General features: G+C 64.1%; 11 protein-coding genes. 4 read left to right on the forward strand and 7 right to left on the reverse strand.

The window, feature by feature from the left end; all coding sequences use genetic code 11:
- Window positions 1-3 precede the first annotated feature (3 nt).
- Together K323_RS0103040 and K323_RS23995 are read right to left on the reverse strand one after the other, a co-directional pair.
- Window positions 4-1,383, reverse strand: a complete 1,380-nt coding sequence (locus K323_RS0103040) for an MFS transporter (RefSeq protein WP_022883814.1) — start codon at window positions 1,381-1,383, stop codon at window positions 4-6.
- Between the two features lie 69 nt (window positions 1,384-1,452).
- A complete protein-coding gene (locus K323_RS23995; RefSeq protein ID WP_022883815.1) occupies window positions 1,453-1,779 on the reverse strand; it encodes a helix-turn-helix domain-containing protein in 327 nt (108 codons plus the stop codon).
- Window positions 1,780-1,915: 136 nt separating this feature from the next.
- On the opposite strand from K323_RS23995, the gene ligD reads away from it, so the two are divergent.
- Window positions 1,916-2,938 carry a non-homologous end-joining DNA ligase gene (ligD, locus tag K323_RS0103050; RefSeq protein ID WP_022883816.1) on the forward strand — a complete coding sequence of 341 codons (1,023 nt, stop codon included), beginning with the start codon at window positions 1,916-1,918 and terminating at the stop codon, window positions 2,936-2,938.
- Between the two features lie 67 nt (window positions 2,939-3,005).
- On the opposite strand, the gene K323_RS0103055 is transcribed toward ligD, so the two are convergent.
- From K323_RS0103055 to K323_RS0103075, 5 genes are all read right to left on the reverse strand, one after another.
- On the reverse strand, window positions 3,006-4,058 hold the full coding sequence (locus K323_RS0103055; RefSeq protein WP_022883817.1) for an ATP-dependent DNA ligase: 1,053 nt from the start codon (window positions 4,056-4,058) through the stop codon (window positions 3,006-3,008).
- A gap of 98 nt (window positions 4,059-4,156) precedes the next feature.
- Complete coding sequence (locus K323_RS0103060; protein WP_022883818.1) at window positions 4,157-4,591, reverse strand: hypothetical protein; 435 nt, start codon at window positions 4,589-4,591, stop codon at window positions 4,157-4,159.
- 67 nt (window positions 4,592-4,658) lie between these two features.
- A complete protein-coding gene (locus tag K323_RS0103065; protein WP_022883819.1) occupies window positions 4,659-6,479 on the reverse strand; it encodes a DUF6297 family protein in 1,821 nt (606 codons plus the stop codon).
- Window positions 6,476-7,243: an ABC transporter ATP-binding protein gene (locus K323_RS0103070; protein ID WP_022883820.1), complete on the reverse strand. Its 768-nt coding sequence runs from the start codon at window positions 7,241-7,243 to the stop codon at window positions 6,476-6,478. Before K323_RS0103070 ends, K323_RS0103065 begins: the two co-directional genes overlap by 4 nt.
- A 99-nt stretch (window positions 7,244-7,342) precedes the next feature.
- Entirely contained in the window at window positions 7,343-7,750 is a 408-nt protein-coding gene (locus tag K323_RS0103075) for a hypothetical protein (protein WP_026851160.1), read from the reverse strand.
- Window positions 7,751-7,985: 235 nt separating this feature from the next.
- Here K323_RS0103075 and K323_RS0103080 point away from each other — a divergent pair, with 235 nt between their 5' ends.
- The 3 genes from K323_RS0103080 to K323_RS30640 all read left to right on the forward strand — a co-directional run bounded on the left by K323_RS0103080 (window position 7,986) and on the right by K323_RS30640 (window position 11,596).
- Window positions 7,986-10,751, forward strand: a complete 2,766-nt coding sequence (locus K323_RS0103080) for an AAA family ATPase (RefSeq protein ID WP_022883822.1) — start codon at window positions 7,986-7,988, stop codon at window positions 10,749-10,751.
- A 357-nt stretch (window positions 10,752-11,108) separates the two neighbouring features.
- Complete coding sequence (locus K323_RS0103090; protein ID WP_022883824.1) at window positions 11,109-11,462, forward strand: hypothetical protein; 354 nt, start codon at window positions 11,109-11,111, stop codon at window positions 11,460-11,462.
- Window positions 11,462-11,596, forward strand: coding sequence for a hypothetical protein (locus K323_RS30640; protein ID WP_022883825.1), 135 nt, complete (start codon window positions 11,462-11,464; stop codon window positions 11,594-11,596). Before K323_RS0103090 ends, K323_RS30640 begins: the two co-directional genes overlap by 1 nt.
- Window positions 11,597-11,629 lie beyond the last annotated feature (33 nt).

Raw genomic sequence — 11,629 nt, forward strand, 5'->3', positions numbered from 1 at the left:
GACCTATGCCGGGGCTTTGTCCTTCCGCCAAATCCAGGCGAGCACCAGATAGCCGAACGCGAGTACGGTGACCGTGCCGGCAATGGCCAGCCAGTCGACGGGGCCGGTGCCGTTTGCGAACGAGATTCCGACGATGACCGTTGACGAGATGCCACCCAGGCAGCGCGCCGTCTGGAAGAGCCCTGCCGCTTCGCCGGTCTCTCCCGGCCTGGCCGCAACGTAGAGCGACTGCGTAAGCGAAATGGTGAGAATGGCGTAGGGGATGCCCATGGCCGCGGCGACCAAAAGCACCACGACCGGTGCGGTCGAGAGGGCAAGGAACCCGAGGATCATCGCTGAAACGAAGAATCCGACCCCGCCGATGATGAGCGCGTTCCTGAGTCCCCGACGATCGATGAGTCGTTCCACGAGCGGTGTCAGCAACACGGTGGCCGCGGCGAGCGGCAACACCAGCAGGCCGACGGCGTCGGTGCGGAAGCCCTGGTCTTCCAGATACTGTGGAACACCGAACAGCGCACCGTAGAAGACCATATTGACCAGGCCGAAGAGCACGTAGACCCGAATCAGGGCGGTGTTTGCAGCGAGAAGCCGGAGGTCGATGAAGGGCTTCGTGCAGTGCAACTCTCGCCACGCGAACAGGGCGCCGGCCAGAACCACAATGGGGATCAGCCACCAGTTCGGGTCGGTCGGGATATCGAGAAGGAACATCAGCAGTGCGACGATCGTGACACCGAACAGCAGCACACCGGGGATGTCCGATTCGACCAGGGTGGTTCGAATCGGTGATTTCTCCCGTTCCGGGTCTTTGGGTGCCAGCAGCAGAGTGCTGGCAGCGGCGATCGCGGCAAGTGGGATATTGATTAGGAAGATCGACTCCCACCCCAGTTGCGTCACCAGGAGACCACCGACGAGTGGTCCGACAGCCATTGCGCCGGTGTCGATCATCTGGATTCGGCCGATCATCTTTGGAGCGCTTCCTCCTGTGGTCTCCGCGATCCCGTGCAGCATGGCCACCGCAGCCGGGAAGGCCGTCGACGTGCCGATTGCGAGCAATACCCGCGCAATGCAGACGATGATGAACGAGTCGCCCAGTGGCGCCAGTATTCCGGCGAGGGCAATGACCACCATGCCGAAGACGAACAGCCGACGCGGACCGTACCGGTCTGCGAGGCGCCCCATCAGGGGTTGCAGGACGGCCATCGCGAGGTAGAAGACCGTGATCACCCACATGACCGATGCGACATCGAGTTTGAAGTCACCGCGGATCGTCGTCAGCGCGACGGCGATCATGCCCGAGTTGAGGCCGCTGAGGGCAGTCCCAGAGCAGAGGGCCGCGATCGTCCAGGTGCGCCGTGACGGGGACTGTTTCGTCAGGGAGGTCACGGCACCAATATAGAGGCCAGCGGCTGCCCGCGGTGAGATTCAGCCCCGAATGGGGTTCAACGACGTGTTCTAAGCCGCCCGCAGCATGGCAGCCGGATGCGAATCAGAACGACCGGAGAACTCGGTGGGGGTATCGATCGAGGATCGCAGTTCAATGACGGAGCCTCCAACGCTCGCAAACTCCCCGCCGACTTCGGCGAGGAAGGCGGTGAGCGAGAGGTCGAGGACGCCGCAGACGGTCGCGAGAATCTCCGAGGAAGCTTCCTTCCGGCCGCGTTCGATCTCGGAGAGGTAGGGCAACGAGACGCGTGACTCTTCGGCGAGCTGGCGCAGTGTCTTGCCCAGCTGGAGCCGGCGGCGCCGCAGGACAGCCCCTATCGCGTGGCGTATGAGCATGTGATTCCTCCGGAGTTCTTCGCCCTGCTGTTACCTGAGTCCCAGCCTAGATGCGCTGTTTGCGCGGCACGCCGACAAGGGCCGGGCAATGCCGATTTCCTGTCTGCCCAGAGCATAATCAAGGTAGCTTGGGTGCATGGCACGCGAAGCAGTAGTCCTGCCCGTCGACGGACCGCACGGACAACGGGAGGTGCGGATCTCCAGCCCCTCGCGTGTGCTCTGGCCGGAGCCGGGGATCACCAAGCTCGACCTCGCCAACTACATCGTGGCCGTCGGTGACGCTTTTGTCGCAGCGAACGGAGATCGTCCGGTTTCTCTGCAGCGCTTCCCGGAAGGGATCGACGGGGAACAGTTCTTCTCGAAGAATCCGCCGAAGGGGGCACCGGACTTCGTACGGTCGGTGACGGTCGTCTACCCGAGTGCGAGGTCGCATCCGCAGCTCGTCATCGACGAACCAGCGACAGCGGTCTGGGCGGTACAGATGAACACCGTGGTGTTCCATCCGTGGCCGTCGAGGGCAGAGAACTCAGACAACCCGGACCAACTGCGTATAGACCTCGACCCGCAGCCCGGCACCGATTTCGACGATGCCATCCCGGCCGCCCTCGAACTCAGGAAGGTACTGGACGAGGCGGGTCTGACGGCTTTCGTCAAGACGAGTGGCAACCGCGGGCTCCACGTGTTTGCACCGATCGAGCCGGTGCGCGAGTTCCTCGACGTGCGTCACGCCGTGATCGCGGTCTCCCGGGAACTTGAGCGACGGATGCCGAAAAAGGTCACGACCTCGTGGTGGAAGGAGGAGCGCGGTGAGCGCATCTTCGCCGACTTCAACCAGGCGAACCGTGATCGCACGATGGCCGGGGCATACAGCCCGCGCGCTCTCGCACACGCTCCAGTCTCGTGTCCGCTCGAATGGAGCGAACTCGAGAACGCGGACCCGAAGTCGTTCACGATCGAAACCGTGCCGGAGCGACTGAAGACGGTCGGCGACCCCTGGGCGAAGCTGCAGGAGAACCCCGGCACGATCGACGAGCTCCTCGGCTGGTGGGAACGCGATCTCGCGGCCGGCCTCCGAGAACTGCCGTTTCCTCCCGACTACCCGAAGATGCCGGGCGAGCCGCCCCGCGTGCAGCCGAGTCGCGCGCGCAAGAGCGACTGAGCGGGCTGGCGCTCACCACTAATGGACCATGCGTTGGGCTCGTCGATGCTGGCGTCGACGGCACCCGTTAGGTGAGCACCTCGCTGAGGTCGTACGCGATCGGACGGTCAAGCTGGTCGAATGTGCACGAGCGCGCGTCGCGGTCTGGCCGCCAGCGAAAGAACTGGGCGGTGTGCCGAAAGCGCATGCCCTCCATCTGGTCATAGCGCACCTCGATGACCCTGGTTGGGTCCAGGCGCACGTATGAGACGTCCTTGCCAGATGAGAAGCGGCTGCGATCCGTCTCGCCGGCGATCGCTTTGCCCTCGTCATCGCGCATCACGAGTGGCTCGAGCTCGTCGACCAGCTCGAGCCTGCGAGCATTGCTGAAAGCGGATGCCCCGCCGACGTTTCGCAGGTTGCCCTCGTTGTCGTAGAGCCCGAGCAGCAGCGAACCGACCCCGGCGCCGCTCTTGTGGACGCGGTAGCCGAGCAGCACGACATCCGCCGTGCGATGGTGCTTCACCTTGAGCATCAGGCGCTTGCCCGGCGCGTACGCGGCCGCGAGCGGCTTTGCGACGACGCCATCAAGCCCAGCGCCCTCGAAGTCGACGAGCCAGCGTCGGGCGAGTTCGACATCCGTCGTCGTGCGGGTCAGGTGGATCGGATCGCCCAGTGCGCCTGCCAGGTCTTCAAGCTTCGCGCGGCGTTCAGCGAACGGCGTGTCAAGAAGGCTGTCATCGCCCTGCGCGACGAGATCGAAAGCGACAAACATCGCCGGCGTCGTGTCCGCCAGCAAACGGATGCGGCTTTCAGCCGGGTGGATTCGCTGCGAAAGTGCCTCCCAATCGAGTCTTTCGCTGCCGATGGTGCCGCTGCGAACCACAATTTCACCGTCGAGCACGCAGGGTGTCGGCAGTAGGCGAGCGAAGGCATCCGTCAGCTCTGGGAAATATCGCGTCAGCATCTTGGATCCACGGCTGCCGATCTGGGCTTCCCTGCCGTCGAAGTAGATGATGGCACGGAAGCCGTCCCATTTCGGCTCGTAGCTGAGGCCGCCGGCGACGCTGTCGGGCTCTGGTACAGCGTCGATGGCTTTGGCCAGCATCGGCGTGACGGGGGATTCAGGGGAGAGTTCCATGCACTGATCCTGCCGCAGGCCGAGCTATGGCGCCAGAGTAGCGAATGCTGCGACTACGTCTACGTCTACAACTACAACTACAACTACAACTACAGCTACTACGGAGATTTGGTGGCGCCCATCTGGAGTTCAACGCGGAGTCCGTGCCGGGTCTTCACGACGGCGGCGGGAATGCGCGCCTTCTTGCCCGCGCGCTCCAGCCTGGTCATGGCCTCATCGATGGCCGACTCGAGACCGCGGGGAACGACACCCACCACACCGCTGACCCGACCGCCGGTGAACAGGCGCACCTCCAGCGGGGCATCCGTTCGTTCCTCTTCGACAGTTCGACGGCCTCCCGCCGTCTCCAGGCCGGAGGCGCCGTCATCGAGGAGCCGTTGGATTTCGTCCTGTCGCGCGTCGCTGCTCGCCAGACGGATGGCTGTCTTGCGCGAGCGCGGAATCAGGTCATATGCGTAATTATTGAGCGAGCCAGACCCGCGATCGTTCTTCGGGAGGTCGCTGTCACCAGAGCTGCTTTTCCAAAACGCCATGCCTCTATTCTGGCAGCGCTCGGCCGGGCCGACGTTCGGCCGAATCTATGTTCAGCGGGGCCGACCTTCAGCCGGGGGTCATCCAGCGTGCCCAGGATATGGAGAGCGATCCGCTGGCCGCCACGCGGGTGCACCACCACCAGGCGGTCGCGGCTACGGCCCATTGCAGGAGAACCAGAAGCGGCGTCATGGTACCGCCCACCAGGGCAACCAGTGCCGGGTAGAGCACAACGATCGTCGCAGTTCGGCCGTGCAACGCATTCATCACCCAGCCGCTCGACACCGCTCCCATCGGTGTCGAGATCAGCGGCGTCTCCCAGTTGGTGTCTGGGCGATACCCGGAACGCACCGCGGCACCTGCCAGCCCGAGCCCGACCGGTACGGCGAACCAAATCCAGGCCGCCGGCGCGGCCCCGACGACAATCACCAGTGTGAAGCACAGCACGCACCACGGAACCAATACCGCAGCCGGCAGTGCGCTCAGCAGTCGTCGCTGCGGGCCTTCGCCGAGAGGGAACAGCCGGCCGAGGGCTGGAAGCTCCGACATGGTGCGGGCCACCGATCCAGCGATGGTCACGGCCCGCAGGGTGCAGACGACAAGTATCGCGACCAGGACAGCGCCCAGGTTCAGGTATGGCACGGCGAGAATGACGACAGGCAGTACCGCAGAAGAGACGAATCCGGCCGCCTGGCCTCGCCGCCGCCGCCACACGCGGAACTGCGTGAAGATGAATCGGCGCGTTGGACCCGTTGCCGGTGCCCGGCTCGACCGCGTCCTCTTGCGGCCAATGGATTCGGAACCTGGTCCCCGTTGGGAGGCCGCAGCATCCTCACCCCGCCCTATCGTGAGTCCCTTGAGTTCCATGGAGAGCAGCGCTTCGGAGGCGAGTGACCCGGCTTCGGTACTACGGCTGAGGCTGAACCGGGTGAGCGACGGCAATCCGCGATAGGCGAGGCCGACTGCCAGCAGAGCGGCAGCCACGAGCACAGCGACTGGCCAGACCGCACCGCCCGCGACAAGGAGCGGCCACCCGGTCGGCAACCAGATGAACCATTCAAGGAGGGGAACCGGCAGACCTGTCGCGCCGATCACGGTCGCGTTGAAGACTGTCGCGTTGAGGAGCGTTGCACCGAGCACGAGAAGGATTACCACCACGGGGATGAAGCGCTCCACCCCATCGAAACGGAACGCTCGCCACCGTCGCCACTGTGTTTGCTGAGACTGCAGTGTTTGCTGAGACTGCTGTGTTTGCTGTGACTGCTGCGTTTTTCGATGCTGCGGCGCGTGTCGAACCTGTATCCACGCCGCGGCCGAGTGGGTGAGCGCGGCGAGGCTCGCGACGGAGGACATGGTCAGGATGAGTTTCACGATCCCGTCGGCAACACCAGCTGAGAAGCCGCCGGTGCCCGTGAAGACAACCGCGGTTCCCACGGAGAGCACAACAACCGGAACCAGCAGCGACGCCAGGTATCCGGGGAGAACAACGCCACGCCGATCAACCGGCAGCGGCAGCCACCAGTGCACCTGGGCTCGTGTCATCACAACCGGCCCGATCCGCTGGGTGAGGGTGAACAGGGTCGCGAACAGGGCGAGGAGCAGTGCGGCAACTGCGCCGATCGGGTCGCTGGCCGCCAGGAACCACTCCGCGGTGGCCCGCCCACCGAGCACTGCCGCGGAATGTCCTGGTGCAGATACGAGGCCAACGGCTTCGACGACTGCCAGCACGATAAAGGCGCCGACGATGTACAGGTCCTCCGGCGTACGGCGACGGTGACGGTGACGGGACCCACGGTCTGCACGGGCACCGCGGGTGAACGCGCGCACGTCCTGCGCGGTCGTCACAGTGTTGTCGGTCACAGTGTCGTCTGTCACGGTGTTGTCGGTCACAGCGCCTCCATCTCTGCCGCGCCTGCTGCCGGCGTGAGTCTGCGTGCCGAGTCACTGCGTGCCGAGTTACCGATAAGAAGAGCGGCGTCGCCGCACTGGGTCACGAATGCGGGGTCATGTGTGGCAAAGACCACCGCGTTCCCGCCGTCGACCAGGGTGCGGATTCGATCACGCAGCCGCGAGCGCATCACTGTGTCGAGCCGCTGCTCGGGTTCGTCGAGCACCAGGAGGTCACTCGGGCGGATGAAGGCCGCGGCCAGCAGCATCCGTCTGCGCTGACCGGACGACAGATTCGACGGAAGCGATCCCTCTGCTTCGGTCAGTCCGAAGAAATCCAGTTCAGCGGCCACCGCGGTGGCGGGCGAGGTGACACTGTGCGCGGTTGCCACGAGCATGAGATGCTCGCCGACGGACAAGCCAGGGAAGTACGCGTCGTCGTCGAAGACGGTGGCGACGGATGCGCGAAAGGTCGCGCTTCGCTCGTCGACCCCGGCGCCGTTCAGATGCATGGTGCCGCCGAGTGCGGGCAGCAATCCGGCGATCGAGCGCAGGAGTGTCGATTTGCCGCTGCCGTTGGTGCCGATCACAGCGAGGGAGTCACCGGCGGCGAGGCAGAGCGAGACCTCGGCAACAACACGGTGATCGCCGTAACCGACGTCGAGGCCCTTCACGTCAAGGAGCGGCACGTCGAGGAGCGGCACGTCGGAATCGACGACTGGGGTGCGTGGGAGAGAGGTGGTTGAAGGAGTACGAAAGAGGTTCACGAGCGTGGTCCTTGCGGTCAGCGGGAAAGAGGAACCATCTGATCGCGAGGAAGCCGGCTCTGCCGGTCTCGGTGGGCTCTGGGCGGGGGAGTCGCAGCCCTACGCGATCACGAAGGAGCGCGCCGGTGCTCGTGACCGGATCTGCCCGGGGATACCGGGCGAACTCTGCACAACGATCTCGTGCGCTGCGCCAAAGCCAGGCGGAGCAGTCGTGCGCCAGCCATCGCCGGGTGAGGCGATCGGGCTGAGCGCTCGGCTTGCGACGTACCTCAGCGCCATAACGGCGACACCGGCGACACACAACGCGGCCAGGCCGAAGGCGAACCCCGAATGACCCCAGAGGCCGCCTGCCATGGCCGAGGCGACACCGACTCCGACACCGAAACCGACGTACAGGCTCAGCAGGCGTATGCCGAATGGGCCGTATTTGTCGAAATCGGTGGTGCCGATGGTGTTCCTCCTGGAACCGGGTCGGGTGACCAATTTACCAGCACGCCGGATTTTCATCACGAGCAGTGAATTTTCAGATTTGGGAATGCTGTGATCCCTGCGACGTCCACAGCAGCCAGGGTGAGGACGACAGCTCCGGCTTGATCGAGAATCCGTTGGGAGTGAGCCGCACCCCCTGTCTATCCGGACGGGGCCCCGGTACGATCAAGCCAATCCGGTTGAGTGTATCTCGACGCTCAGCCACATCGCCGAAGGATGCCGATGAATGGACTTTGGGGGAAGCCCAGCTGTGATGAGCGTTGAGCGTGGAATACAGCTGTTCGGTCGCGACAAGGAATATGCGACTCTGACTCGGCTAGTGGGAGCCGTGCGAACCGGCGAAAGTCAGACGATCGTGCTCCGCGGTCCCCAAGGCATTGGGAAGTCCACCTTGCTTGATTACGTGGCTGACCACGCCGAAGGGTGTCGAGTCGAGCGTGCAGTCGGTATCGAGTCCGAGCTGGAGCTCGCCTTTGCCGGCCTCCATCAGTTGTGCCTTCCGATGCTTGATCACCTTGATCGCCTGCCGCCCCCTCAGCGTGTGGCACTCTCCACCGCATTCGGGCTCAATCTCGGAAGTCCGCCTGATCGCTTCCTCGTCGGACTCGCGGTACTGAGCCTGTTCGCCGCAGTCGCTGAGGAACGACCCCTGATAGCCCTCATCGATGATACTGAATGGCTAGACGAGGTGTCAGTGCAAGTGCTCGCCTTCGTCGCTCGGCGCCTTGGAGCCGAATCGGTGGCGCTGATCTTCGCCGCACTCCCTGGCCAGCGAACCGAGGCACTGATGAGGCTTCCCGAATTGCAGGTCGGACGACTTCAGGATGCGGATGCACATTCCCTCCTCGATTCGCTCCTGCAGGTTCCCATGGACGAGGCCATACGGGAGCGAATAGTCGCAGACAGTCGAGGCTGCCCGCTCGCGCTGATCGAGATTACGAACGGGTTGACTCCGGCAGAACGGGCGGGCGCCTTCGGCCTTCCCGCTTCGGTCCCGCTTATATGCGGATTGGAAGAAACGTATGTGAGACGGCTGGAGTCACTTCCAGAACGAACCCGGATGCTCCTCCTGGCGGCTGCTCTGGAGCCGACGGGAGACGTCGCGACCGTGTGGCACGCGGCGGAGGAACTCGGCCTTGGCAGGGATGATGTTGGGGATGCCGAGGCCTCCGGTTTGGTGGAGTTGAGCTCACGGGTGCGGTTCAGGCATCCGTTGGTGCGATCCGCTGTCATTCGGATATCGGATGCTCGAGCACGGCGAACGGTGCATCGGGTCTTGGCCTCTGTGACCAATACCGAGCAGCATCCTGATCGGCAGGCATGGCATCGGGCGCTTGCGGCGGAAGGCCCGGACGAATCGGTGGCGAGCGAACTGGTTCGGTGCGCAGTGCGAGCCCAGGAACGCGGGGGTCTCGCTGCCTCCGCTGCGTTCCTGCAGGCAGCGGCGGAATTGACCGTTGATCCAGTTCGTCGAGGGGAGAGAGCCCTGGCAGCGGCGCAGGCCAAATATCACGTTGGCGCAAGCGATGAAGCGCTCGTGCTTCTGGCTGCTGCGGAGGCCGAGCCTCTCGACGATCTCAGCGCTGCTCTGTCGAGCCTGTTGCGCGGACAGATCGCCTTCTTCTCAAGCCGTGGCCGCGAGGCTCCACCTCTATTGATTGCAGCCGCCCAACAACTGCAAGTGCTTGACGGAGCGATCGCGCGCGAGGCGTACCTGGACGCCGTATCCGCGGGACTCGTGGTCGGACGCTTTGCCGCCGACGTTGGACTTCTCGAGGTAGCGGAGGCCGCGAGCGCAGCACCGGCAGCACGCGGGAATTCAACCGACTTCCTCCTGGACGGGTTCGCCAAGGTGATCACGGAGAGCTATGCGGAGGGAGTCCCATTCCTCAAGCAAGCGTTGACGGCCTTTCGAGACGAAGCCTTGCCGGCGTCGCAAAGCATCCGCTGGCTGTGGCTCGCCTCCCACGCCGCCAGAGATGTGTGGGACGACGAGAGCTGGGAGATTCTCGCCAATCGCCACGTGCGGATAGCCAGGGAAATGGGAGCACTCGGTGCGTTGCCCATTGCCCTGACAACGCGCATCGGGTTGCACGTGGCCTCAGGTGAGATCGCGATCGCCAGCGTGATGGTCAAGGAGGCCGTCGAAGTGACGGCCGTGACTGGGAAGACGACACCGCCGTACGGCGCGATCGCCGTTGCTGCGTGGCAGGGCAACGAAGCGCTCTTCTCCAGGCTGAGGCTGTCCGCCGTCGATATCGCTTCTGTGCGTGGAGATGGGCTGGGGACGGTAATAATGCTGTACGCCGGGGCGGTCCTCTACAACGGTCTGGGAGACTATCGAAAGGCGCTTGTCGAAGCTGAATCCGGCGCGGCACACCGTAACGACCTGTGTTACGCCACGTGGTCACTCGTCGAACTCGTCGAAGCAGCCTCCCGCAGTGGAGAGCCCGCACTCGCCGTCGGCGCTCTGGAACGCCTGACACAAAGCACCGGGGCCAGCGGCACTGCCTGGGCACGCGGTGTCGAGGCCAGGTGCCGAGCGCTGGTGAGCAATGACGACGTCGCAGAGTCTCACTACCGTGAGGCGATCGCGAGCCTCGGCAAGACCCGCGTGCGGATGGAACTTGCTCGCGCACATCTGCTCTACGGGGAGTGGTTGCGCCGCATGGGCAGGCGGACCGACGCCAGAGAGAACCTGCGGATCGCCCATGAGATGTTCACGGCTTTCGGCGCTGATGCCTACGTTGAGCGTGCAAGACGGGAGCTGGCGGCCACGGGGGAACGGGTGCGCACGCACGCGCCACTCTCACAGCCCATCCTCACCGCCCAGGAAGCACAGATTGCGGCGTTGGCCGCAGCAGGGCGCACCAACCCGGAGATCGCCGCGGAACTGTTTCTCAGTTCTCGAACCGTCGAATGGCATCTCGGGAAGGTCTACCCGAAGCTTGGCATCGCTTCGCGGAGGGAACTTCGGCACACTCTCGCCAGTTTTCCTTCGGCTCTCGCGCGAGCCTAAAAGCCCCAAAGTCTGGTCGCGTCGACCGGAGAGCCCGGGCCGCACCCGGGGATAGACCGGGGACTCACACGGGTCCGACGAGGTCCAACTTTGGCGACGATGAACGGAGAAAGAATCGCCGAATCACCACACGAACTGGAGAGTAGCCATGGACCTGAAACTGCAAGTGTCAGTCCCGCCCGAGGACAATTCAGACCTTATTCACGCAGTGCTGAGACTTGCGGCAGAAGCACACGGAGCGTATGAGGCCGTGGAGCTTCGAGGAGCCTACGACACCGAGTGGGCAGGGTGGTATGCGGATCACATGGCAAACTCCTTGAGCGCCGTCGGATATCGACTCGTCGAGGTGTCAGCCTGATGGGCTTCGTCAATGCCGTCTTGGGCCGGGACCGTCGGCGGCGAACTCGCGATCAACGTGCGGTCGAGCGCTACGAATATCTCGTTGGCCTTGCAGACACTGCCGAGACGCAACGGATTCACGACGACAACTTCGCGAGACTGACCGAAGCGCAGCGGGACCTCATGTTCGACCAGTTCCTGATGGGACTGACGTACCGAAAGCAACGTCGCGATCCGCGTTCCGGCCCGCCGTCAGACCGGTTCCTCAGCTACTTTGCCTCGTCTGCTGCTACAACGGGCCTTGCCGGGCCATTCCTCTGGACAGGGTTCATCGATCCCGGACCTCCGCGTAATGGGTATGGAGCGAAGTGATGTCTGCTGACGTAAGTCCGGCCATCGTTGTCCCCAGCGGCCCGATGTATTCGCCAAACCCCGACAATCTTCGCGTTTCTACGCAGGTGATCGCCTTCGAGTTCAAGGCGGATGCGGACGGTGGGAACCATTGACCGCAATTCTCCACTTGGCTAGGACTGTCGATT

Source organism: Glaciibacter superstes DSM 21135, from assembly GCF_000421145.1.
Taxonomy (GTDB): domain Bacteria; phylum Actinomycetota; class Actinomycetes; order Actinomycetales; family Microbacteriaceae; genus Cryobacterium; species Cryobacterium superstes.